Source organism: Solibacillus palustris (genome assembly GCF_022549215.1).
Taxonomy (GTDB): Bacteria; Bacillota; Bacilli; order Bacillales_A; family Planococcaceae; genus Solibacillus; species Solibacillus daqui.
Window position 1 is genome coordinate 397,589 of sequence record NZ_JAKZFC010000001.1, and the last position, 26,527, is coordinate 424,115.

General features: G+C 36.2%; 14 protein-coding genes. 10 read left to right on the forward strand and 4 right to left on the reverse strand.

Translation table 11 applies throughout. From position 1 onward, the window contains the following. Positions 1-375: 375 nt before the first annotated feature. From LZ480_RS01850 to LZ480_RS01880, 7 genes are all read left to right on the forward strand, one after another. Positions 376-3,207, forward strand: a complete 2,832-nt coding sequence (locus LZ480_RS01850; protein ID WP_241367631.1) for an S-layer homology domain-containing protein — start codon at positions 376-378, stop codon at positions 3,205-3,207. 304 nt (positions 3,208-3,511) lie between these two features. Then, complete coding sequence (locus LZ480_RS01855) at positions 3,512-5,443, forward strand: stalk domain-containing protein (protein ID WP_241367632.1); 1,932 nt, start codon at positions 3,512-3,514, stop codon at positions 5,441-5,443. A gap of 331 nt (positions 5,444-5,774) precedes the next feature. After that, a complete protein-coding gene (locus LZ480_RS01860) occupies positions 5,775-8,273 on the forward strand; it encodes an S-layer homology domain-containing protein (RefSeq protein WP_241367633.1) in 2,499 nt (832 codons plus the stop codon). A gap of 285 nt (positions 8,274-8,558) precedes the next feature. Then, a complete protein-coding gene (locus LZ480_RS01865; protein ID WP_241367634.1) occupies positions 8,559-10,358 on the forward strand; it encodes an N-acetylmuramoyl-L-alanine amidase in 1,800 nt (599 codons plus the stop codon). A gap of 584 nt (positions 10,359-10,942) precedes the next feature. Then, on the forward strand, positions 10,943-14,359 hold the full coding sequence (locus tag LZ480_RS01870) for a hypothetical protein (RefSeq protein WP_241367635.1): 3,417 nt from the start codon (positions 10,943-10,945) through the stop codon (positions 14,357-14,359). A 128-nt stretch (positions 14,360-14,487) separates the two neighbouring features. After that, positions 14,488-15,546 (forward strand): CAP and S-layer homology domain-containing protein, encoded by a 1,059-nt coding sequence (locus tag LZ480_RS19980; protein WP_241367636.1) that lies wholly within the window; start codon positions 14,488-14,490, stop codon positions 15,544-15,546. Positions 15,547-15,778: 232 nt separating this feature from the next. Continuing rightward, the gene (locus tag LZ480_RS01880; protein WP_241367637.1) at positions 15,779-16,720 is read left to right on the forward strand and encodes a C40 family peptidase; all 942 of its coding nucleotides are present in this window, start codon (positions 15,779-15,781) and stop codon (positions 16,718-16,720) included. A 301-nt stretch (positions 16,721-17,021) separates the two neighbouring features. Here LZ480_RS01880 and LZ480_RS01885 read toward each other — a convergent pair whose 3' ends face one another. Continuing rightward, a complete protein-coding gene (locus LZ480_RS01885) occupies positions 17,022-19,025 on the reverse strand; it encodes an S-layer homology domain-containing protein (protein ID WP_241367638.1) in 2,004 nt (667 codons plus the stop codon). A gap of 282 nt (positions 19,026-19,307) precedes the next feature. On the opposite strand from LZ480_RS01885, the gene LZ480_RS01890 reads away from it, so the two are divergent. After that, positions 19,308-19,904, forward strand: a complete 597-nt coding sequence (locus LZ480_RS01890; protein WP_241367639.1) for a TetR/AcrR family transcriptional regulator — start codon at positions 19,308-19,310, stop codon at positions 19,902-19,904. Positions 19,905-19,965: 61 nt separating this feature from the next. Here LZ480_RS01890 and LZ480_RS01895 read toward each other — a convergent pair whose 3' ends face one another. Beyond that, positions 19,966-21,336, reverse strand: coding sequence for a S41 family peptidase (locus tag LZ480_RS01895; RefSeq protein WP_241367640.1), 1,371 nt, complete (start codon positions 21,334-21,336; stop codon positions 19,966-19,968). A gap of 240 nt (positions 21,337-21,576) precedes the next feature. Then, the gene (gene brnQ, locus LZ480_RS01900; protein ID WP_241367641.1) at positions 21,577-22,893 is read right to left on the reverse strand and encodes a branched-chain amino acid transport system II carrier protein; all 1,317 of its coding nucleotides are present in this window, start codon (positions 22,891-22,893) and stop codon (positions 21,577-21,579) included. Between the two features lie 316 nt (positions 22,894-23,209). Between brnQ and LZ480_RS01905 the strand changes: the two genes are divergently transcribed. Together LZ480_RS01905 and LZ480_RS01910 are read left to right on the forward strand one after the other, a co-directional pair. Further along, a complete protein-coding gene (locus LZ480_RS01905; RefSeq protein ID WP_241367642.1) occupies positions 23,210-24,151 on the forward strand; it encodes a C40 family peptidase in 942 nt (313 codons plus the stop codon). A gap of 592 nt (positions 24,152-24,743) precedes the next feature. Beyond that, positions 24,744-25,295, forward strand: a complete 552-nt coding sequence (locus LZ480_RS01910) for a C40 family peptidase (RefSeq protein ID WP_241367644.1) — start codon at positions 24,744-24,746, stop codon at positions 25,293-25,295. A 324-nt stretch (positions 25,296-25,619) separates the two neighbouring features. On the opposite strand, the gene LZ480_RS01915 is transcribed toward LZ480_RS01910, so the two are convergent. Next, a complete protein-coding gene (locus LZ480_RS01915; protein WP_241367645.1) occupies positions 25,620-26,525 on the reverse strand; it encodes an accessory Sec system S-layer assembly protein in 906 nt (301 codons plus the stop codon). Positions 26,526-26,527: the final 2 nt, after the last annotated feature.

The following is a 26,527-nucleotide window of genomic DNA, read 5'->3' on the forward strand; positions in this document are numbered from 1 at the left end:
GCTAAACATCTTATTGATGGATAATAAATAGCGGATTTTTAATAGATAATCAATTGATTGGGATAAATGCAATTATTAGTAATTAATACCTCATAGAACCATATATTGTATTAAAATGACATCATTGTTAACTATTTTCTAACATTTGTAATGGAAAATTAATAAAAATGTAATAAGAAAAGTTAGTACTTTACCAAATGTATGTTATAATCAAATAGAATTATTAATAGAGAAATCTGTTAAAAATAATTCATTAGCGAAAGCGTCAGCCATTTTCTTTTGGAATACATAGTGAAAAAAGAGTAATAATGGTGAAATTTATAGTTTTGTTTCAAAAATGTGTTGGAACAATGATACGTCTTAGGAGGAAATTTAATGTCAAAACAAAATACAGGTCGTAAATTCTTTGCGACAGCTGCAACTGCTGCATTAGTAGCATCAGCAATCGTACCAGTAGCTTCAGCTGCTGAATTCACAGATGCAGATCAAATCGCATCTTGGGCTAAAGAAGCTGTAGAAGCTTTAGCTGCAAAAGAAGTAATCACTGGTAACCCAGATGGTTCATTTAACCCAGCTGGTACTGTAACTCGTGCACAAGCTGCAAAAATGTTCACAGTTGCATTAGGTTTAGATACTGAAGGTACTGAAAACTTCGCTGACGTTAAAGATGGCCAATGGTTCCAAGAGTACGTTGTTGCTGTAGTTAACGCTGGTATCGTAAACGGTATGACTGCAACTGAGTTTGCTCCAAACGGTAAATTAACTCGTGAACAAGCTGCGAAAATGATCGTAGAAGCTTACGGTTTAGAAGGTGAAGCAGACCTTTCAAAATTTGCTGACGCAAAATCTGTATCTGGTAAATGGTCTGAAGGTTACCTTTCAACTGCTGTAGCTAACGGCGTTATCAACGGTAAAGGCGACAAATTAGCTGCAACTGATTCAATCTCTCGTCAAGAGTTTGCTGTAATGTTAACTCGTGCGATTGACGCTGGAACAGATAACTCAGCTGAATTATTAGCTGCTGTTGAAGAAGCAACTAAAGCTTTAGATGAAGCTGTAAAAGCATTAAAAACTGAAGTTAAAGTAGAAGAAATTGAAGCTGCTAAAGCTGGAGTTACAACTGCTGAAACTGCAATTGTTACTGTAGAAACTGCATTAGAAGCTGCTAAAGAAGTAGTATCTGAAGAGCAAGCAGCTAAAGTTAATGAAGCAATTGCTTCTGCTAAAAAAGCTGTAGAAACTACTAAAGCTGCAATCGCTAAAGCTGAAGAAGCTGCAAAAGATTTAAATGTAGAATCAGTTACTGCGATTAACGGTTCAACAATCCAAGTTAAATTCACTAAAGCTGTAAAGAAAGAAACTGTTATTGATACTAATGGTGATGTAGATGCTGATTTCACGTTAGTTGAGGATACTGCAACTGCTACTCCAGTTACTTTAACTGGTAAAAAAGCGGAGTTATCTGAAGATGGCAAAACTTTAAATGTTTACGTAGCTTCTAACTTAGAGGGTAACTATGTATTAAAGATTGCTAAAGATGTAGTTTTAACTGCTGATGGCAAAAAAGCTTTACCAGAAGTAAAAGCAAAATTCAGCATTAAAGACACAACTCGTGCTGCAATTGAAGGTGTTAAAAACGAAAGTAAGTATGTTTTCAATATTAATTTAACTGAACCAGTAACTTCTACTGGTAACGTTACTGCTACTTTAGCAGATGGAACTTCAGTAATTAGTGGTGCAACTACATTAACTAACAATGGTAAAACATTACAAGTTACTTTAGTGAATAACAATAATGCTGTAAACGCTGGTAAAGAAGTAACTGTTACAATTCCTTCATTAACTGATTTTGCAGGTAACATTTCTGTTCCAACTACACAAACAGTAACGGTATCAAATTCAGATGTTACTGCTCCAAAAGTTGTTTCTACAGTAGCTACATCTGCTACTTCAGTTGAAGTAACATTTGATGAAGCGGTAACTCTAGATACAACTGTTACTGCAGGTAACTTTGATAAATTTAAATTTAACGGTTCTCAAGCTAACACAGTAATTTCTAGTATCGCTCCAAAAGCAGGAGATACTACAAAAACTAAATTTGTTGTTACTTTAGCGTCAGCTCAAACAACAGCAGCTTATTTAGACTTACTAGCTGGTGCAGCTACAGACCTATCAGGTAATACTTTAGAAGCAACTTCTAAATTAGTAACATTCAATACTGATAAAACTGCTCCAACAGTTACTTCTACTTCTGTACAAAAAATTGCTGGAGTTAACTACTTAGTAGTAAACTTCTCTGAAAAAGTATCTAAAGTTGGTAATACTGCTTTAGCATTTAAATTTAAAGATGAGTTTGGTGTTGAACAAACTGCTACTTTAGCAGCAGGTAATATTGCAGCTGACGTAACTCCAAACGGAACAGATGGAACTTCATTTAAAATTAATTTAACAAACGTTTCACCTGCACTAAAAACGGGTGTAGAATATTCAGTTGAATTTGCAAAAGGTTACTTTAAAGATGCATTCTCTAATGACTTAGAAAAAACAACTGTTAAGTTTGTAAACAACTCTTCAGATGCAACTACTACAAAATTAGTAGCTACAATTGGTGCTGAAGGTGTAGATGCTGATGGCCGTTACGTTACTGTGAACTTTGATAAAACTGTAGACCCAGCTTCAGCAACAGACAAAGCGAACTATACAGTTGAAGGTGCTACTGTAAAAGAAGTTAAATTAGCTTCAAATACAGCGGCTTCTGGTTCTGTTAAAGTTTACTTAACTGCCGATACTGTAAAACTTACAGGAAATTATCAAGTAACTGTACAAAATGTAAAAGGATTTAACTCTTCAATTAAAGCAATTGACTCAACAACTGCATCTGTAGTAATTAAAGAAAACGTTGCTGCTAAAGTTAAATCAAAGTCTATTACTTTTGGTGCAAACTCAGTAATTGACTTAACATTTGATGAAAATGTGACAGTTGCAACTGGTACTGATTTTGATCTATACATTGATGGTGTTAAATCTACTGCAACAGTAGCAACAGCTCAAAATGGTACAACTGGTGTTCGTGTAACAGTTACAGGATTAGACTTATCATCTGATATTGCTTCTACTAAAAAAGTAGTATTAAAAGCAAATGGTACATTTGATATTGAAGATGATAATGATAACATTGCTTCTACATTAGATGTAACATTAAACTAATTTATTGTAACTTAAATTGAAGTTGAAAAACCTGTCGGAGAGAAATCTTCGGCAGGTTTTTTCATATATGCTAGGTTTACTAATGAACTATAGGTTGCAGCACAAAATTTTTAATTCAAAGGGGTTTATGACCTAACCTCTTTTGGTCGATCTAGCTAGATTAAATCCAAACAACTGTCACTTCTATCTTAATAATTTCCAATTAATTTCTATTCTAAAAGTATCATTATTCGCTTTTGCTCCCATCTAAGCAAAAGTGTATGTTATCATAGTGAAAGACTTGAAAAGTGTGAGGAGTGTAAAGATGAAAAAATATCTTGCGGTACTGTTTACGGCAGTACTGGCAATGAGTTTGTTCTTTGTAAGTCCAAGCTATGCCGCAGAAACGAATAAAAACTTAGTCGAACAAAAGGTCACAGTAATCATTAATGGAGAAATTATTTCGTTTAATGATCCTATTTTAAATAATAGTGGGACAATTCTTTTACCGATGCGTGATTTTTATGAAGCAATTGGCGCAGAAGTAAGCTGGAATCAAATAGATAAAATAGCGACAAGTGAACGTAATGGTCAAATTGTTGAATTGACAATTAACTCAAAAACGGCAAAAGTGAACGGCGATAATGCGCAATTACTTGTTGCCCCAATGATTTACAAAGATCGTACCTATATTCCAATGCGATTTGTCAGTGAAAATTCAGACGGACAAGTATATTGGAATCAAGAAAACAAAGTAGTAGAAATTATTTTAAACGAAGATACGAATGATGGCCAAAGCCCAGGTGAAGAAGAGCCAGAAGAGCCAGCGCCGATCATACCTGAAGAAAAGTATATTTTATATATGAACAATCAGCGTGTTGAAATGGAACTGCCGCCAATTACAAAAGATGGGCGCATGTATATCCCAGTGAATTATTTCAGTGATTATTTACAGGATAGTTTTAACCAGTGGGTGAATGAAACGAGCTTGGATCTAACAATTTCAGGTATAACATTTAATTTCACAGAGAACAGCAATAAAATTTATATCAATGGAGAGCTGTATTCGGGGAACGAGAAGCCATTTATTCAATATGGCGAAATGTATGTACCCGTGAAATTTATTGTGGATTCATTTAAAAATGGTGGCTCATTACGCTATGTACAAGAAGATAGAACTATCTATATTTCTTTGTATGACTACATAATGACAAGTGACTTTTTAGAAAAATCATATGGTTCATTAAATGTACCACAATTAGTCGAAAATGCAGCATTAGATGGTAAGCGTGAGTTATTTGTCAGTGACAACCCTGAGGAATTAACTCCGACAATTATTATGAGTGCCAATGAAACATTAGCTGAAAATCATGTGCAAGGTGTTACTTCGACAAAAGAGCACCGTGTCTATGGTTGGCATATTAACAAACTAGGTGATCGCGCTAAAATCGGGATTACTATTCAAAATACTTCATCTTCTGAAATTCAAGTGATGAATTCTAAAGGTGTGTCACAAACAACAAGCAATAGCTGGAGTACATTCGATGTAGGCTTACCTTTATCAGATGCGGTATTAACGAATACGTTACGCGATGCAAAGGAAAGTAAGATGACCATTGCGCCAGGTGAAACGAAAATCATTCAATCATATGATATTGGTAAAAATTATTTACTAGGATTTACACATGATTTTGATATCCGTTCGGTAACAGGAGCTGAGGTGAATTATACAATTCGAACAGTCATTAGCTTAGATAGTGAGCCGAAGCTAGAAGCAATTCAAACGCCTGCTGTACGAATTAATGAATATGCAGCACATCCGCGTGGAGTATGGCCAAGCTCGGCATTAAAGGTAACTTTACCATCGTATACAGTTGATAGTGAGCAAGTTGGTTATAACATTTCAAACGGAAAAACAGACCATTTCTTAACAGCTGAAAACTCATTAGATAAAATGAATGGCACAGTTGGCAACCCAGGGCATTTTGGTATGACTTATAAAGTCGATATTCCAGTTGTCAATAACACGGGTAAGCTAAAATATGTTGTTGTTAAAATAACAGGACGCGGCGGCTTTTATAGTGGTGCGGTGAAAATGAATGGGAGAACGTATTTAATCCCAACTTTAAAACCAGGTCAAGAATATGTACAATTACCTGTACACCGTTCGAAAAAAATGAATGATGTCATCAACCTAGAAATCATTCACGCAGGCGGCAGTAATTTGCCAGTCGCAATTTATGTAGAAACGAGATAAATAGTACGGGGCTGACCAAAAAGTCATAACTTTTTGGTCAGTGCAAAGGGGTCTGCGCGAGAAGTAAATATTTCTCGCGTAGTGCTTTTGCGGTGGTCGAAATAAGAACGAATGCTAAAACCGTCATATCATGTGACAACGCATTCATAACCAGCATCGTGCTGGCCTCCATCCTCGGCGCAAAGGAGGTGTCCCAGAATCTTTTCTCGGACACCTCCTTTTATATTAATTTTCAATGACGTATGTTTCAATTAATTGAATTTCCACCGTTGACTATAATAGTATGTTATCCTTTTGAAAGACAGAATGTAATAGAAATGGAGAGAGACTTGTGAACAAAAAAATTGTGACCGCTGCTGTGGCAGTAGTCGCTGCGCAGGCTACGTTTTTTGTAGCAGATAGCGAAGCGGCATTTGACGAAAAAGTGACGGATAAAAAAACAACCGTTTCACCGGGTGTAGAGTACATACAAGAACAATATCAATCAGCAGAAACAAAAGAGGTTGTCAACTTTTTAAATATCGATTTGAACAATCGCTACACCTCATTAGAAGTAGGTATGCCCGATCCAATCAATTCCTTAAAAACAACTTCTGCTATTTCGAAAATACATAATTATGAAGGACATAGAGTAGTAGGCGCAACTAACGCGTCATATTTCCTAGGAAATGGTTTACCAGCAAATTTATTAGTGAATAATAATGTTATTGTCAATTATGGTATTTTAGGTGAAAACGCAAACAGCCCAACTCAGCAGCCGGTTGCATTTGGTGTAACGGCTTCGGGTCAAGCAATTGCCGATTATTATACAACGGATTTATCCTTTACGGTTGCAGGTCAACAATTTACGATAGACCGCATTAATACGGAGCGTGTCACAGGGACAACAGTGCTATATACGGCTGATAAGGCTTCAACAAGCACCAATAACTGGGGTCTAGAAATTGTCGTGACGGGTGCTTCAAAAAGCACGAAATCATTAAGCTTTGGCGATTCAATTTCAGGTACAGTCGCAAGTGTGACGGAATACGGTCAATCCGGTAACTCCGCTGTACCAACGGATGGTTTTGTAATCTCAATCCAAGATAAAGCAACTGCCGAGCAATTGAAGGCATCACTTGAAGTAGGTGCACCAATTCAAGTCGATTTGAATATTGATGATAAATGGAAAAATGCCAAATTCATTTTAGCTGCGGGTCCATTATTGGTGAAAGATGGGAAAGTGAATATTTCGATGCCGACCGATTCGTCATTTGTCAAAACACGTAGCGACCGTACAGCAGTGGCGGTAGATGCTACAGGTACAAAGGTGTTTTTAGTAACAGTTGATGGGCGTCAAAGCGGCTATAGTAATGGTACGTCTTTAACAGACTTAGCCTCTTATTTAATTTCAAAAGGGGCAAAATACGCGATTAACCTAGATGGTGGCGGTTCTACGACAATGGTTGCGCGTACACCAGGTCAAGAGGCGCCTTCGCTTGTGAATCGACCTTCTGAAGGGAGCGAGCGCCGAGTTTCTGCTACGCTTCAAGTAATTAATAACGCACCTGCTGGAACAGTAAAAGCCTTTTCAATTACAGGCATTCCAAGCTCAATGCCGATAGAAACAACTGCAACAGCAGATGTGTCATTAGCCTATGATGAATTTTTAAATCCGGCTGTCATTCAAAAGGATCAGGTGAAGTGGTCTGTAGAAGGGGGTATCGGTACATTAAATGGGACAAGCTTTACGGCAACAAAAGTAGGCGCTGGCAAAATTGTCGCTACTTATAATGGCGTACGTTCCGAGTTTCCTATAAAAGTGACAAAAGCCCCGGAAGCAGTTGAAGTGGTGGATTCATTTGACGTTACTTCGAATTGGGCTGTTACGACAGCAAAAGCTACGGCTACCATTGTGAATGCTTCAAAAGCTGAACCGTTCCGCGAAGGTCAGTCATCATTAAAGCTTAACTATGATTTCACAACGGCAGAATCAGGCACGAAAGCGGCATATGCTGTAGCACAATCACCAATTACTATGGAAGGTTTGCCGAAACAAATCGGTGTTTGGGTATACGGAGATGCGGCGAAGCATTGGTTGCGCGGTTCGATTATTGATGGCAATGGACAAAAGCATACTCTTGATTTCACACAACAAGGCAAGCTAGATTGGTCAGGCTGGAAGTACGTTACGGCTGAAGTTCCACAAACATTAGCATTACCGATAAAATTCGACCGCATTTATGTGACAGAGCCTGATGCAGCAAATCAAAATAAAGGCGTGCTTTATTTCGATCAATTACAGGCGGTTTATAAGGACGATTACAAAGAGCCATTATATACAGATTTGAAATTATCACATTGGGCAAGTTCAACCATTGAATATTTAAATACAAAAGAATTGGTAAAGGGCTATCCAAACGGAACATTCAAGCCTGAAAGTACAATTTCTCGTGCAGAGGCAGCAACAATTATTGCACGCGCACTAGGGATTTCATCTACCAATAAGGTTGAATTTGATGATGTCAAGGCGAGTCACTTTGCATACGGCGCGATTGCAGCTGTATCAGAAAAAGGCATAATAACAGGTCGTGAAGCAAGTAAATTCAGTCCAGACGGTAAGCTAACGCGTGCCGAAATGGCGACAATCTTAAAGCGTGCCTACAATTTATCAGGCACTGCGAAATTGCCATTTAAGGATGTGCCAAGTTCTCACTGGGCATATGATGCGATTGCAACCGTATATTCAAACCAATTAACAGGCGGCTACCCGGATAATACCTTTAAACCAAATAACAGTATCACGCGTGCCGAATTTGCTACATTCCTATCAAAAATTTTGCAAAAATAAGTAGAATAGCATGAAATAATAGTTATTTCTAATAAAGAATAGATTAAGTGCAGTGCGCTCAATCAATGCAGCATCAGTTGAATTTAAAATTATTAGTATAGAATAATAGAAAAAGCTAGCTGTGCAATCTGAAACTTAATTCAGATTGCATAGTTTTTTATTTGTTAAAAAAATTAATTTAATAAATTTTATAGTATAAAAGTATAAAGTATCCAAAACTAGTGAATTATAGTTAATTGTTTGTTAAAATAATAGTTAATTATTAGCTGAAGGAGGACTACAGCCGTGCGCGTAAAAAAAATCAGCTTGCTGTTTATCATTTTTATGATTTCCTTTTTTACAATTCACAGTTCAAAAACACAAGCAGCAACAATTTCATTTACAGATGTATCTTCAACGAATCCAGCATATGGGGAAATTATGTACCTCGTAAAATTAGGGGTGTTAGAAGGCTCCTTTGAAAATGGGAAGCGTGTTTTTAAGCCAACTGAACAAGTGACACGTGGACAAGCGGCGAAAATGGTCATAGTGGCAACAGGAAAAACACCATTAGTCGTTGAAAAATCTTCGTTCACAGATATTGATGTAAAAACTAATGCAGCATTATCAGGCTACGTTGAACAAGCAGTGCAGCTTGGTTATTTCAGTGAGTATTCTCCAGGCAAATTTGAACCAAAAATTCCACTAACTCGTACTGAAATGAGTAAAGTGCTTTCATTAGCATTCAATTTAAATGTAGACCAAACAGCCAATTTAACAATACCATTTGCGGATGTTGCCAAAAGTGACCCATACTATAAATATATTTCCGCAATTTACTACAACGGGATTACTAATGGAACACATAATTCCACAAAGTACAGTGCCAATGAACCGGTAACGAGAGCGCAATTTTCATCGTTTGTTGCGCGTGCAGCATCAGATACATACCGATTAAAATTACCGGTACAGGATGTATCTAATACGAATCCAGATCCTACAAAAGCGATTGGTAAAGTTTTTGTTTCGGTGGACGGGTTAAATATTCGTTCTTCTGCTACAAGTACCAATCAATCGAATATTGTAGGGAAAGCGAATACAGGGAAAGAATTTTCAGTTTATGAAGACCAAGGTTATTGGTTGAAGGTCGCTTATAACGGAAAAATGGCTTTCGTGGCGAAAGAATTTACGAAAACGGCTGAGCAGCTAGAGCAAGAATTAGAGCAGGAACAAGAAATAGAGCTAGAGCAAGAGGTAGAACAAGCCGAAGATAATTCTAATCCACAAGAAACAGAAACACCTGATGCTGAAGAAAATAATGAAGAACAACCTAATGAGCAGCCTAGTACAGTAGGGTTAGCTACGATCAATGATTTAGTTATTCGTGAAAAGAACGATGCAGCTTCCAAATCGTTAGGGAAGATCAGTCGTGGAACTGAAGTGGATGTTCAGTCGATTAACGGAGAATGGGTTGAAGTATCGTATAATGGGATAATAGGCTTTATTGAAAAACGCTTTATACGATTAAAAAATACCGAGGATAGCCCAGTAAAAGATCGTATTATTGTACTCGATCCAGGCCATGGTGGTAAAGATGTAGGGGCAATAAACGAGATATCAAAAACAACAGAAAAATCAATTGTATTAAAAGTAACGACTTTAGTGAAAGAAAAGCTAACTGCAGATGGGGCAATTGTGCAAATGACACGTATAGATGATACGTATCCATCATTGGATGACCGTATTAAATTCGCTAAAGATAAATATGGTGAAATGTTTATTAGTATTCATGTTAATAGTGCTGACAATAAATCAGCAAGTGGAACTGAAACCTACTATAGCGTTTCTTCAAACGTGAATGAAAAAGAAGATCAAGTATTGGCGACAAATATCAAGAATCAAATTGTAAAAAATGCAAACATGAAAGATCGTGGGGTAAAACGTGCTGATTTTAAAGTTATTAAAGGCTTAACAATTCCTGCTGTATTAGTGGAATTAGGCTTTATTAAAAATGATCAGGATCATGCAAAGTTAATAGACGATAAATACGTCGAAATTTTTGCAGATTCGATTTATCAAGGCATCGTTGAATACTATGCGAGATAATTCATAAGATAATGTATTTTAAATTGAAGGGGCTGTCCAAAAAGAACACTTTTTGGACAGCCCCTCGCCTTTTTATGATAACTAACAGTTAAAATGTTCGGATTTTGAAACAATAAAAGTGAATATCCATTAGCGGTTACTCGTCGCAAAGCGTTTGTCAACGCTTTGAAGCCACGCCCCCAGAAAAGCGTCCCTCGTAGCGTAGCAGAACGGACTTTATTAGATACATGCACTTGATTCCAAATTTCGTATTGAGAAATGATCTTTATAAGTTTAAATATTATCTAGATATTATTTTCCTATATTTAGAATTTACAATTTTGTAACTAAACACCTATATGATCTTACCGATAAAATAGAGAGAAGTATGAAATTCGAAACCATTTTACTTGCTTCAGCAGGAATCCTTTACTTATAAGTTGGGGTGAAAGCCAAAGTATGTCCTACATTCAGTGGGGGTTCAACCCTCCGCTGTTACCCCTCGGGCGGATGTCACAGATTTTTAGAAGAGTTTTTCGAGCGGCTCGAAAAAAATCTGGACGAAAGTTAGCCGAGACATAATTAAAATAGAGGAAGGTGTCAGCATGAAAAAAAATATGAAGATCGGTTTGATGGCAGGTTTGCTTATTACACCTGCAGTTGTCGCGCAGGCAGCACCAGTAGCAGCGGAAGAAACTACACCAGCTAGTGTAAATGTCGAGAATTTTCTACAAGCACAGGCTACATTTTTAGCGTCGACACCACCCGGAAGCATATCAGCTTTATATACAGCAGTGAATAAAGTGAAGTCTGCTTACAATCGATTGACTACGCAAGAAAAAGCAGCACTCACTGAAGAGGCAAAAAAACAATATGATAATATTATTGCTACGTATTCAATTGCGAAAAATATTGATGATTTAGTCAAAAAAACAGATACGACAGCAAAGCTATTAGAAGCGATTGTAAGTATAGAGACGAGCTATAATGACTTAGGTAGTGCGGATTATCAAAAATTTATCATGAATTATGCGAAGTTAGAGGAATTAAAAGGTTCTGTTCAGCAAGTAGTCAAATTAGAAAATGAGATTGCTAAAATTCCTACTACTACAGAAGCACTGACGCTAATTGCTAATATTGTTACAGATTCTAAGGGATTATCACCACTTCAGCGCAAATATTTATCAGTAGAAAATCAAGCGTTATTAACTTCGTGGGAACAGACCATTGCAGCGGCATCAAATTTAATTAAAGAAATTGACGCCATTTCGACAACGGCATTTGCCACATGGGGAACTACGAATTTATCAGCGAAGGCTAACACAGTAAAGCAATTTAATACAAAAATTGCTGCCCTTTTAGTGAAGCTAAATAATATTAAGCTAGCATCCATTCCTGCTGGGATAGATTCAAAAGAGCTTGTTACAAATAAGGCGCGTTTATATGCGTTAAACGATTTTGTAGACATTTCAGCATCTATTTTAGAACTAAATGCAGACTCAGCGCGTGTAGCAGAAACGCTGAATGCAGCAAAGGTGAAATTAGCTACATTTGAGGGGAAAATGACCGCCAATGCCAATCACTTATCTGGAACGGATAAATTAAATTTACCCCATCTACAAACCTTTTTAGATGAATATATTAAAAACTTGGAGCAAGAGTTAGTTGGTATTAAAGAGGTAGAGGACTTAATAAAAGGCTTAGAAACAAATATGGACTTGGTCAAATTAGCTGCTGCACGTGAAAAATATAATGCATTGTCTGCAGAATCTAAAAAGTTCGTATCCAATGCAAGTCAATTAACAACCCTAGAAAATGCCTATAAAACTGCCTTATCTGTCGTGACGCAAATTGAAGCAATCGAACCAACTGCGAAGGATTTTGCCAATAAGGTAACAACAGCAAAGGCTGCTTACGATAAATTGGCGACTGCCGCATTAAAAGAATCCGTAACAAACTATGCCGTATTAGAGGGCTATTTAGCAATCGCGAAATTAATGCAAGACATTGATGCGTTACGTGTCACGAACAAAAGTTTCCGCCAAGATTATGAAAAAGCGAAAAGCACATTTACAACATTAACGGCAGGGGTAACGCTTGATTCTGAAAGCAATACAGAAAATCCAGATGCAACCCCGTCCAATGATAAAGTGCTGATTGCCAAGAAGCAGCTGTTAAAGGTGTACGGACCAAAGCTTGATCAATTCGGAATGAGCATAGCAACGGCAGATCGTATTGATCAGCAAATTGCAGAGCTTGCTTCAAAATCAGGGGAAAGCTTTATGACAGCACTAAAACAGCTTTCAGAAGAATATAAAAAACTAGATTCTACTATAAAAAGTCTAATTGCCAAAGCTAACGAATTAAAAGCGTTTGAGAAAGATTACAACGCTTCGTTAAAGGTATTTAATTTAATCGAGCAGCTTCCAGTTAGTTCGGACAAGCAATTTTCTTCAAAAGTTACATCGGCTGAAGCGGCTTATCAGAGATTGACGACGGCGCAAAAGGCGAATGTCTATAATTATAACAAGCTAGCTGATGTCCTTAAGGCAGCAACACTTATTTCAAGTATCGATAAGCTACGAACAACAAGTAAAACATTTGAAATGGATGTCAAAGCGTTACGTGAACAATACGAGGCGCTTAGCGATGAAGAAAAGGCGATTGTGCACAATATTGCAAAGCTCGTTGAAGCAGAAGAAAGCATTGGACAGGCCGAAAAGGTAATTGAGCTTATTAACCAAGCTGTCCCAACTGCCGAGAATTACCTAGCAAAATTAAGAGCAGCTCGAGAGGCATACGATAAGTTAGACCGTTCCAAGCAAGCGATTGTAGTTAATGCGAAGGAATTATTTGCAAGAGAGCGAGCAGTAAAACCAATATTAAAATTAGATAGCGATATATTAAATTTAGACCCATCGAATGCCAAAAGTTTTATTTCAAAATATAATTCTGCTCAAAAAGCGTATGAAAAATTATCGATAGTAGACCGTAACCTTTTAGAAAATGCCGGCTTACTTACAGGTGAGCTAAAGGAGCTTTATACGGTAATTAATGCCATTAACTCGATTAAAAGCTCAAGTAAAACCTTTGTTTCTGACACGCAAACAGCCCGTAATATGTATGAAGCATTAACTCCGGAGCTAAAAGCGAAAGTATCCAATTACAAAGTATTAACGGATCATGAGTTAAATGTTGCAGGAGGAGCAGCGGTTGATGAACAAATTCGTAATTTATCATCCGTTGAGCCATTGCAATTTATTGGAAAGGTGAAGGAAGCAAGTGAGGCTTACAAAAAGCTGAGCTCTTCAAATAAAAAGGCGGTCACTTTAATAAAGGATTTACAAAGCCTAGAGAAGTATATTAAGCCTGTAGAAAAAGTCATTGACGAAATTGAAGGCCTATCAAACCCACGTAATAATTTGGCGAAACAATTTTCAAAAGTAAGCACATCTCTACAAAAATTGGATGCGAAACAATATAGCTATATTACGAATATGGATAAATATTCGAACTTAGCAAATGTTATTCATGCCTATGAGCTGATTGAAAAACTAAAGCCAAGTGACAAATATTACGAAGGAAACTTAGAGGCTGCAATAACTGCATACAATAAGCTTTCAGAAGACGAAAAGAAAAGAGTAACCAATTACTATAAGCTACAAGAAGCACAGTTAAATATTGATGAAACCAAAGTAGTGATTAATTTAATCGGTTCGTTAACAAGTACATCAAGCTCTTATATGGACGATGTAGCAAAAGCAGCCGCGGCATATAAAGCACTTCCTTCAAGCGTACGTAAGCAGGTAGTCAATTACGATGTGCTAAAGCAGGCTGAAAAGGATATTCAAGAGGCGCAAAAGGTTATAAAACAAATTGCAGCTTTAGATCTTACTGCAAAAAGTGCAGAATCAAAAGTGAAATCTGCAAAAAAAGCATTTGAAAAACTAACGAAGGAACAACAGTCATTAGTAAGTAACTACAATATTTTACAAGCTGCGATTTTAGAGTTTGAGCTATAGCTTTTTCGTTGAATATATGTAAAAATTTGATATTATTGAAAGAGCGTCCTTCTATTGATGAAGAGACGTTCTTTCTTTCTTTTTATTAAATAATTGTATAAGATAGTTTTTTGAAAAGGAGTGGTTAAGTGAAAAAAATATTATTAGCTAGCTCATTTGCGGTATTATTTTGGGGGAGTGTGCAAACACAGAGTTTAGCAGCTACATCCTCTTTTAGTGATGTACCTGCAAAGCATTGGGCGGCTACTACTATATATGATTTAGTCGCAAAAGGGTATATGCAGGGCTATGAAGATGGCACATTCAAGCCAAATCAAACAACGACTCGTGGAGAAGCGGCTGTTATCATTGCACGAACAATGGGCATTGATTTAACGACGGACTTTAAGCCAAGCTTTCAAGATGTTCCAGAAACGCATCCATATTATAAACAAATAAGTAAATTAACTGAATTAGGCGTGTTACAAGATGGTTACTTTTTTTATCCAAATGCACAATTAAAGCGTTCAGAAATATCGAAAATGATTGCACTTGCATATGGGATCGAAGTGGACAATCAAAACAAATCGGCATTCAAAGATTTGTCTAACAATTTTTGGGCAAAAGATTATATTGAATCATTAGCTGATGTGTCAATCGTTCAGGGGATAACTGCCAGTAGATTTGAACCAAATCAATATGTAACACGTGCACAAATCGCATTACTTACAAAGCGCGGCATGGCATTTAAAGGACAACTTGAAAAGAAAGAAATAATCTATGATTTTTTACAAAAGGATTATATTACAACGGTTAATCATTATAAAAATTGGGAAACGAAAATTTTATCTCTCGTAAATGAAATTCGTGTAAAAAATAATTTGTCGAAGCTCACAATCGATTCGGATTTAACGCAAATTTCAATTATAAAAGCAAAGGATATGATGAAGCGCAATTATTTTGAGCATTGTTCACCATTCTATGGGAACCCATGGGATTTAGCGACGTTATTTGACTATGAATATATTAGTTTTGGGGAAAATATTGCACGGAATTTTACGACAGCACAAGCAACTTTTGATGCATGGATGGCCTCACCAAAGCATCGTGCAAATATATTAAATAGTCAATATGAGTATATGGGCATCGGAGTCGAGAAAGCAAAAAATGGTAAATATTACATAGTCCAACATTTTTCTGCTAAGTAATTACCAAATATTAGATTGCTATATTACAAAAATATTACACTGGATAATAGTGTGTTAAAAATTCTCTAGTTTAATCAATAAATTTCTGCTTTGTGTTGTGAATTTAGTTCGTTGTGTTATCGAGGGAAATCTGATGAACTGTTACAGAAGTGAAAAATTATAGCGTAAAATTATGTGTTACTCTATTTCTAGGTTAAATAAACCTTATTTTTCGGAGGGAGTAACATTTAACATGAAGAAAAAAATTTTACTGCCGATTTTCGCAGCATTTATGATTTTTGCTGGAACGGCTACTACAACAAACAATTCTGCAGAGGCAGCATCAATTTCAGAATTAACAGCAACAGCTTCTAAATATATCGGTGTACCATATGTATACGGAGGGACAACAGCTCAAGGGCTAGATTGTTCAGGTTATACAAAACTAGTATTTAAACAATTAGGTTATACATTAAACCGTACAGCTGCGATGCAATATAAACAAGGTACTTCAGTTTCGAAGGCAAACTTACAAGCAGGGGATTTAGTATTCTTTGATACATCTGGTGGCGTTTCACATGTAGGTATTTCATTAGGTGGAACTAAATTTATCCATGCTGGTGTAAGTACAGGCGTTACAGAGGCTGACATTAACACATCATACTGGAGCAAGCGCTATGTTGGTGCCAAGCGTGTAACAACTTTTGGTGAAAATACAACTGTAGCAGCTGGTGAAGCGAAAAAAGAGGAAGTAAAAGACGCAGCAATTGATTTTACTGTATATGCTTCACGTGGTGAAGTAGCATTACAATTAGCTGAAGCATTAGGTCTTGATACATCAGATACAACTTCTGTATTCCCAGATGTAAAATCGTCTTCAAAATTTGCAGGTGCAGCGAAGGCGTTATATGAGTTAGGTGTTTTCACTGGTGATGAAAACGGTAAATTTAATCCTGGTTCACCATTTACACGAGCTCAAATGGCAAAAGTCTTAGTTGCTGCATATAAATTAGAGTTACAAGAACAACAATTAAGCTTTACAGACGTACCTGCTTCACACTGGGCTTCAAATGATATCTCGATTTTAGCTTCAAATGGCATTACAAATGGTTTAGGTGATGGCACATTCGGTGTGAGTAACAATGTAAAACTAGTAGACTTAGCTGCATTTATCGAGCGCGCTCAAAATAAATAACCAACATAAGTTTTATTATGATTGCTTAGCTACATAGCTAGATGAAAGTAATAAAGTAAAAGGGACATACTAGCTAATTGCTAGTATGTTTTTTTGTTTATGTATAGAGTGTATGACGATTAAGTAATAAAATCTATAATACTCACATTGAACAGATTCACTTCTGGATTAAGTGCAGTATTACTTATTTTGGAGGTCTACTGCATGGTGACATGTAGGGCCCATCGAATTAAATTTTTGTTTTTTGAGATTTATAAAACGCCCGACGGATTTCCTGTCGGGCGTTTTATGGTTGGTAGTATTAATTTGCTTGGAATTTTGTTACTAAGTCTGAGCGTACCCATACGTAACGGCTTGGTGGGTTGGCATCTGAAATAATTTTGTACCATACATAACCATCAGCAGCTTGTGTTTCTTCAACGATTACTACAGGATATCCGAAAGTCTTCGTTTCACCAACATTTTTTGCTTTATACGTAAATACTTTTTCAGAGTCAGTTGTAGCCTCGGCACGTGTATTAACTAAGTCACCATTATTCACAACAAAACCTAGTTGAGAAGTTTGGCTATCTTTTTTACCGAAACGATTGTCGATACGGTACATATGGCCTGCGATTTTACTACCCCAGAAAGGATCTGATGCATAGTGCACGTTCATACCGGAAGTCTTATTTCCGGGAGCTGCGCCTTTTGCATAACCACCAGACTGTGGCACATAGTTTAGATTTGTATATTGATTGATAAAGGCACGTACACTATCGTCGCGTGAAGCAAATGTTGTACCTAGTGCAGTGTTAGAATCATACACTTTAATACCGAAAATATTATTCTTTTTCAATGCATTTTCACTTATCCCATAGTTACTTTCATGGATAGCAGCTGCTAGGATGAACAGTGCATTAATATTATATGTTGCTTCAACTTCTTTTAATAAGGTACCTAGACCGATTAGTCGTGAATCGGTTAGTACATTTTCATAGCCTGCTAGAACTTGGCGCTCAGTTAATAGCGTCATAATAATGTTATCCAGCTCTTCTGCAGTGTAATTTGTATGTTGACGAATTGAGGCAAATTGGAAATACGGGTAGTATGTTCCGACTTTTGCCGTTAATAAAAAGTCGCTATAGAAATTGACACCGTCTTGGCTATAATAGTGCACGTTTGGTTTCATAAAGCTTGGTGCAGGTCCAATCGTATAGGCACCATAATATTTTTTTGTAATATGGTTATAGGTGTTGTGATGTAGGATCCCATCTACTACAGAGTAATACGAAGATTTATCATTTACTAAGCTAGATGGCGTTAATGTAATCTCGTCCATTTTAGCATAGCCCTTTGTATCGGCTAAGCGGACAATGGCGTATTTATCGGTACTAGCGTAATATTTAAACTCGCTTCCTTCAACAGCACCAGTTAGTACAGTTTTAAAGTTTGGGTCTGAATAAATTGTAACCGTATTGGCTGTTGTATCAGCTGCTGATGCGATACCAGCTGGCATGTTAATGATTTTTTCGCCTTTAAAGATTAAATTTAAGTTAGCTGCCTTTTGAGCTTCAACTGCTTGTTCGTAGGAATAATAGCTTGTTGGGTTTTTTGTCACAACACCATTGTTAATTTTACCGATATAGTAATTTGATGCATCCACAGGTGGTGTTACAGGTGGTTCTTCACTATTTTCACTATACTGGTCAATTACTGTTTGCATACGATATAAAAACGCTGCAGCTTGAGCAATTGTAGCGGACCCCTTAGGCTCGAAGTAAATCCCTTTAGCCGTTTGTGAACCACGAATAATATTGTAGTAAACGTTTGTGGCAACAGCCGGTTTAAATTCATTTCGGATTTTATCATTGTCTTTAAACGTAAGAGGTGCCCCATTTAGTGGGACCTTTCCGTACGTTAATGTACGTAATAATAGTGCCGACATTTGTTCGCGTGTAATTTTGTCATTCGGGCGGAAAGTTCCATCAGGGTAGCCGCTTAAAATACCTGCCCCAGCAGCTGCTTGAATTTCATTTGTTAATGTTTGACCGGCCTTTAAATCTTTAAATGTATGTGTGGACGATTCTGGTAAATTAAGTGCGCGTGTAATATATGAAGCGAATTCGCCACGAGTTACAGCACGATTCGGATTGTAATTTCCATTAGCGTCAGGTCGAATAACATTTAAATTAGACCAATATGTCAATTCATGTACCATGGGATGGTTGTCAATATCATTAGCATTAGCAAATGAAGGTGATAGAATTGAAAACGACATAATGAGTAATAATGTTATACCGAAGCTAAATATTTTTTTTATCACAAATCAACACTCCTTTCGATACTATAATTTTAACAAATAATGAATCCATATAATAGCAACAAATAGACTATAGGACTCTTTCGAATATATACGATAAGAATTTGTCAATATAGCAAAATAATTATTATTAGCTAATAATATAAAAATACTACTAGAAATGAGATAAAATGTTATTTTTATGCCGGAATCCTTTATTTTGAAAGATAATTATTATATAATAAATGTGAAATTATTGGAAATTATCAGTACTAAACATCTGAAAAAGAGATAAGGTGGAGAAGTATGGCTAGAGGACGTCGAGTAAATTCAAGCGGAGAAAAAAGTAAAAAATTATTATTAGAAAAGGCAATTGAGCTTTTTTCTACACATGGATATCATCAAACAAAAATTAGTGATATCGTAAAAGCGGCTAGTTTAACACAGCCAACGTTTTATTTATATTTCCAAAGTAAAGAGTCATTGTTCAATGACCTCAATGAAAAATTTCGAAATGATTTGGTTGAGATTTTTTCTAACTCTGGTGAAGCTGTTAGCACCGAAAAAGAGGATTCTATGGTAATTGAACAGAACCTAAAATGTATCTTTGACTATTTTATTGAAAATCCAAGTTTAACAAAGATAGGTTTTTATGAAGGTGATCAATCAGCGATAGTGAAGCAAATACTTGTTTCAAAACTAGAAAATATGATTAATGAAGACCTTAAAGATTATACAATTGTAAAGAGCGTGAATTCCAATATACTTGCACAAAGCATAGTTGGATCGATGGAGCGTTTAACATTAACGAATCTGTTAACAAATAAATCGAATCCTAAAAAGCTTGCTGAAGAAATTAGTAAGATTTATTTTGTAAACGAACATAAGCTTGTACATCAATAATTACATATGAAATAAAAAGAGTTTGTTAAAAGTTGAAAAACTTTTGACAAACTCTTTTTCATTATTTCGTTGTTGTTACGTGTAAATAAATACCTGTTTTTAAGCTTTGGCCGCTGTCTGTTTTCACTTTTGGATGAATGATCAGCATGTATTCTTTGCCTGCATCTAACGGTTTTTTTGGCGTCACTACTAATTGCTCGTTGGATACGTTAACTGTTGATTCTATTGAACCGCCACCAAGGGCCACTAATTCAACGGCAGCTGGATCGATCTTTGTAGTAAGTAATTTCGAGAATTTCACGGTAAACGATTTGTTTAAAGGAACATTTTTTAAGGCTTTCATTTCTTTATAGTTTACTAAGCCACTAGCAATTGTATCGAAATGCGCTTTATAGATGGCATTACCAGTTGTTGTGACGTGTGGCTTCACACCAGTGTGGTTAATGACTGTACCTTTTGGACCGAAAAAATGCCCGATTGTTAGCTTTAAGAAACTGCCATCTTCAAGTTCAAAGAATCCTTGCATTGCCCCTTTTCCATAAGTTGTTTGGCCGTATAGCTTTGCCGCATTTTGATCTAATAGGGCAGCTGCTGTCATTTCAGAAGCACTTGCACTATGGGCGTTTATCAGTACTTTTGTATTTTTAGGGAATTGTGTTGTTTGCTTTAATGCTCGAACGTTAGAAGTGACGGATGCCTCTTGTAGCTTGTAGGCATAGGTTGCGTTAGGGAACATACCTATTAATTGTTCGGCCGCTGATACGTAGCCACCACCATTATTTTGTAAGTCGAAAATAAAAGCTTTAGCCCCTTTGTTTTTCAAATCACGAATCGATTTTGCTACTAAACTAGCTGTGTCATTTGAAAATGAATTTAATGAAATATACCCTACATTTCCGTAAAGCATTTCAGCTGCTACGTTTGGTAATGAAAAAGCTTTACGCACAAGATCTTTCGTTAAAATTGTGCCATCCTCACGTAAAATTGTTAGGGAAACACTTGTATTTGCAGCTCCTTTAATGCGCGCAGAAGCTTGCTCGATCGTTAATGCAGCTGTAGGGGTACTATCGATTGTCGTAATAATATCGCCAACTTTTAATCCTGCATTTTTTGCACTACCACCATCAATTACCTGTGTAATGTTAATCCCATTATCCACTTTTTCAATAACAACGCCAATTCCAACGGACGTTAGTTCAACACCACTTATAAAACTTTCAAATTCTTCAACTGTAAAATAAGTCGAATATGGGTCAAGCATATCCATCATTTCATGGATGCTTGTTGCTTGGTCAAGATTGCCATCAATATCCCCTACGTAGTTGTCTTTTACGATATCGCGTACTTCATCGATAGAAGCACCAAATGCTGTAACTGGGATTGAGATGCATAGTACAAATAGCAATAATGCTGTTAGCTGTTTTTTAAGCATAATTTTGCCCACCTTATAATGTTATTTAAGGAAAAATTCCGTGTTTCTACTATTATATATACTTATTTTATAGAAATTACCCAGTTAAGTCCAATTCGAATAGGGAAATGTTTGGAGGATAGTGTTAAAATTTTGCACCAGCTGCATGACAACTTCGAAAATGTATAAATAGAAAGGATTCTAGAGGATGGAGTAAAAAAAGCATAGCGAAATTTCCGCTATGCCTTTTATCTGCTAATTTTATTTATGCTTTACAATATACATAATATAACCAATTACGCCACCGATTAATGCCGGAACAACCCATGCAATTCCTTGCTCGTAGAATGGGAAGATGGATAAGAAATTGTCATAAGCCTCAATTTCAAAACCAGCTTCCTTAATGCCATCATATAGGGCAACGACACCTGTGAAAATTAATGCAACGCCATACACGCTAGGTGCATGATTGAATAAGTTACCGAATAATGCAAATACCATTAACACAATTGCAATTGGGTAAATTGCTACTAGCACTGGCAAAGAAATTTGAATTAAATCCGCTAAACCGAAGTTAGAAATGGCGAATGAAAATATCACAAAAATGACTAAGTACACTTTATACGAAATCTTCGGGAAAATCTTATGGAAGAATGTCGCATTGGCCGACAGTAAACCAACCGAAGTTGTTAAACAAGCTAAAATAATAACTGCTGACAAGATAATATTACCTGCTTGCCCGAAAAGCTGTTGCGCTGCCAATGAAATAATTGTACCGCCATTATCGTGGAAGCCAATTGCCGAAGTACTTGTTACCCCAATATAACCTAAAGATACATAAACAAACACTAAGCCTGCAGCGGCAATAATACCTGCGAAAACGGTAATTTTAATTTGTGCTGCTTTTTCTGTTACACCACGTGCAACTAATGATTGAACAATAACAATCCCAAATACTAACGAGGCTAGTACGTCCATAGTTAAATAGCCTTGAATGAATGATTCCCCAAATGCGTTATCAATATAGGTGCCCTGTGCTTGGCCAATTTCACCCATAGGCGTAATGACGGATTTAATTGCTAATAAGCAGATAATGATCAATAATGCTGGTGTTAATATTTTCCCTACACGGTCAACGATTTTTGTAGGGTTAAACGCTAAGTAGAATGTAAGTCCAAAAAATAATATAGTTGTAATAAATAGTGGAATCCAACTATCTTTCATTCCTTCAGATAAAAATGGTGCAATACCAATTGAAAATGAAACGGCACCTGTACGGGGAATCGCAAAGAATGGCCCAACTGATAAATAAACAATCGAAGTGAAGATAATTCCGAAATAAGGATTAACACGACCTGCTAAAACTTCTAAATCACCACCGTTTTTTGCAACGGCAATAATACCTAAAAGAGGTAAACCTACCCCAGTAATTATAAATCCAATCATTGATATCGTAATATTTTCCCCTGCCATTTGACCTAGCAGTGGTGGAAATATGATATTACCTGCACCAAGAAACAGTGCAAATAACATGAAACCTACCGCGATATTTTCGCGGAAAAAACTCTTGTTATCCATGTTAAGAAAAAACTCCTTCAAAATTGAAAATACTAAACTTTCTAAAAATTTAAACCTTGCAACAAGACGTAATTCTATCATAAAAAAGTCGGAATAGGAAATGAAAAAAATGTAAAAATAACGAAATCGTCAGAATTTGTGTAATTTCGATAGAATTCAACTTAATTATGCTAGAAAAATGGTATGGGGAAATTTATATTTTTATTAGAATATTAATAGTAAATAATCTATCTAATGGCATGTTGTGAACATGATAGTAAATTAAGTAAAATGAATACGAGAGTATAAGTTTCACAGAGAAGGAGGAGTTTTCAATATGAAGAAAGCTATAAAGATAGCGCTAGCTGGAGCGGTAATTTCAGGTGTATTATGTTCGGCTTCATTAGTAGAAGCATCACCTTATATCGTACAAAAAGGGGATACACTATCAAAAATTGCGAAAGCTCACAACACGACAATTCAGCAGTTGAAACAATGGAATCAATTATCAGGGGATCAAATATACATAGCACAATCCCTAGTTGTTACTAAATTAGGAAGTTCAAACAATGGCGGAACTACTAATACTGCATCTGAAGAAATCAAGCAAAATGTGCAAAAGTCCCTTTCTCACAAGGTGATAAAAGGGGATACACTATCAAAAATTGCAAAGAAATATAGCACAACTGTTGAAAACATTATACTATGGAACAATTTAAAATCCGATGCTATTAAAGTAGGGCAGAAGCTTAAGATTAATAAAGATACGGATATAATTGATGAAGCACCGACAGCAAATGAAGTCGAGGCGGAGATTAATTTTAAAGAAACAGCTGATGAAGCAATTGAAAAACAACTAAATAGTGAAAAAACAGCATCACTTTCTATATCAAAGGCCAATACAGAGTTGTATACAAAAGCGCTTGAAATTGCCAAGTTAGCTATTGATATACCATATAAATACGGTGGTAATACAATAGAAGGTTTTGATTGCAGCGGCTTTATAAGCTATGTATATAACAATGCTGGGCTTAAGCTAGAGCGCAAATCAAGCCTACAATATTTTGAACAAGATACACAAAAGGTACAACAACCATTACCGGGGGATATCGTATTTTTCAAAAATACTTATATTCCAACCATTTCACATATGGGAATCTATATTGGTGGTGACCAATTTATTCATGCAGGTACAAAGGGAATTACCATTAGTAATGTCAATGAAAAATACTGGAATGAGCGTTTTGTAGCGTATAAACGTTTATCTACCGTAAAATAATGTGAAACTTTGCTCGGTGGGGGTTTTCCTCATCCATAAACGAGCATTAGCTTTCACCAATTGGGCTTTTAGGGGCAGTGGATAGCCATATTAACTGTCTCATGACAATTGCCAGTTTGAAGTGGGCGTCTTACTGTCCCTTAATGCGAGATAAACGAGTTTGTGCCATAATCTTTTAGTGGGACAAGCAAAAGTAGGTCGACTATGTTTTGAGTATTAAGACATAGTCGATTTTTTTGATAGAAAGGAAAAGAGAAGTTTTTCAATGTAATCTTTTTTAGAAAAGACATCAACTCGCGCTATTTTGGCACGAGTTATGTGTTTTTTTACGTTAGTACTTACGACTTATGTTACAAATGTTACAAGAGATACTTTGCAGTAGGGTTAAATTGTAATTTATTAGATTATAAATTAATTGATAGAGCGTGAAAATGTTGGTATATCAGGGTTTTTAGTTGTTGTTTAATAATTACAGTTGAGGATAAGTGTAACTATAATGTTACATAACTGTAATGTTATAAAGTGGAATCTCGTGTTAACCTAATATCAATCAAGTTTTCAGAAAATTTATTGAAATGGTTGGAGGAACACGATGAACTACATTAAAATAATACGTAATACGGTACTAACTTTGGCAGCGGCATTCGTCATCTTCTTCTCACCAGTGCATGAAAACGAAGCTTCTGCTGCATCATATTCTATAGAGGAATTAGATAAAATAACTTCAAAATATATGGGTGTTCGTTATTCATATGGTGGAACAACTTCAAATGGCTTTGACTGCTCAGGTTATGTTCGCCAAGTGTTTAAAGAGTTAGGTATTACTTCACTAGATCGTACATCTTCAGATATGTATGCCCAAGGTACAACAGTGAAGAAAAGCGACTTACAACCAGGTGATTTAGTATTCTTCAACACTTCTGGTAATCGCGTATCACATGTAGGAATTTACATTGGCTCAGGCAAGTTTGCCCACGCTTCAACTAGTAAGGGTGTTATTAAAACGAGCATTAATGATAAATATTATTGGGCTAACAAATATGTAGGCGCTAAACGCATCGCAAATTTCCAAACAAATAGTCAAATCGCTGCTTTAGAAGATGATTCTGACGTAGATAACACACCAGAAACTGACACAGAATAATAAATTTTTCTTACAGATTATATATCCAAATCTCTCATCCTTTTAATTAAAAGGAGCGAGGGATTTTTTGTTGTGAGATTTTACATAATTTTTTTATCAAAAGAAGGTCTGTAAGTCATTTGGAAAAATCTATTACACTAAATCTATTACTTGCTAATAATAACCTGTGTTAATAGCAAAAGACATAAAGTGGCTATTTGATGGCTAGCATGATACCTGTAGTGAAGATACTCGATCAAAAGAGTATCTTCACTACAGGTATTTTTTTATGGATATAGACTACAAAAAAACAGCACTCCAAATATTGGAGTGCTGTCAAAATAACTATTGAGGTACGCGTGCTGTCCAGCGAGATAGGTCTGCTCCTTCAGCTGTAACAAGCTGTGCTGGGAAGATGAACGTCCAAGGTTTTGTAGTATTTGGTTGAACGGATAATACAGGATCTAAATTGAACGAACCCTTTGCTACAACGACTCCGCGAGCATCCACGATTTCAAGCGGCAATTGCTCTAAGTTAATCGCTTTATCATGACCGTTGCGGATGAAGATTGAAGCATGTAAACTATTGTCATCATTTAATTTTGTTTGTAAACCTGTAAAGTTAACTTCTGTTTTACCTAGCTTCGGTAACGTTTTGACGATTTCAGCTAATTTTTCTTGCTCTTTTTCTGGTAGCTGCTTTTTCCAAGTGTCATCTAAATCTAATTGATGACCGCGTAATGAAAGTAAGTTAAATGAAATTTTCCAGCCTTCTTCAGGAATTTCCTCACTCGTAATTGTTGATTTAGGGAAGTTGAAAATCCAAGGGCGCGCACTTTCAGCTGGAATGACACCAAGCTTTTTGAAATCAAAGTAGTGAGACGCTATACGGTTGTCATCTTTGTCTAAAACTAATAGCTCGATATCACCAAGCTCGATCGCTTCTGGTAATGAAGAACGGAAGAATGCTTTAACATTCCAAGAGCCATTTGCTGATACAGGCTCAATGTTAATTGCCGAAAGAGAAAGTTGATTTGGTTTTAATGGTGCTAAATCGTTTGCTAAGAAGTTGAACACGTATTTTTGTTCTTGTGGCACATTCCACTCTGGATGGAATGATAATTTCGTTACAACATCACGATTTGCGTCCTTTTTTGCTGTTTTTGCTGTTGATTTTACGACTGATGATGAATCAATTGCACTGTCTTGACCGACTTTATCGCCTTTTTTAAATAAATCGAATAAACCCATTT

What these genes read in the sequence shown, in the direction of transcription:
- brnQ (WP_241367641.1), bottom strand. Translation starts at nt 22,893, where the DNA reads ATGGATAACAAGAGTTTTTTCCGCGAAAATATCGCGGTAGGTTTCATG.
- LZ480_RS01880 (WP_241367637.1), top strand. Translation starts at nt 15,779, where the DNA reads ATGAAGAAAAAAATTTTACTGCCGATTTTCGCAGCATTTATGATTTTT.
- LZ480_RS01895 (WP_241367640.1), bottom strand. Translation starts at nt 21,336, where the DNA reads ATGCTTAAAAAACAGCTAACAGCATTATTGCTATTTGTACTATGCATC.
- LZ480_RS01890 (WP_241367639.1), top strand. Translation starts at nt 19,308, where the DNA reads ATGGCTAGAGGACGTCGAGTAAATTCAAGCGGAGAAAAAAGTAAAAAA.
- LZ480_RS01915 (WP_241367645.1), bottom strand. Translation starts at nt 26,525, where the DNA reads ATGGGTTTATTCGATTTATTTAAAAAAGGCGATAAAGTCGGTCAAGAC.
- LZ480_RS01855 (WP_241367632.1), top strand. Translation starts at nt 3,512, where the DNA reads ATGAAAAAATATCTTGCGGTACTGTTTACGGCAGTACTGGCAATGAGT.
- LZ480_RS01850 (WP_241367631.1), top strand. Translation starts at nt 376, where the DNA reads ATGTCAAAACAAAATACAGGTCGTAAATTCTTTGCGACAGCTGCAACT.
- LZ480_RS01905 (WP_241367642.1), top strand. Translation starts at nt 23,210, where the DNA reads ATGAAGAAAGCTATAAAGATAGCGCTAGCTGGAGCGGTAATTTCAGGT.
- LZ480_RS01910 (WP_241367644.1), top strand. Translation starts at nt 24,744, where the DNA reads ATGAACTACATTAAAATAATACGTAATACGGTACTAACTTTGGCAGCG.
- LZ480_RS01870 (WP_241367635.1), top strand. Translation starts at nt 10,943, where the DNA reads ATGAAAAAAAATATGAAGATCGGTTTGATGGCAGGTTTGCTTATTACA.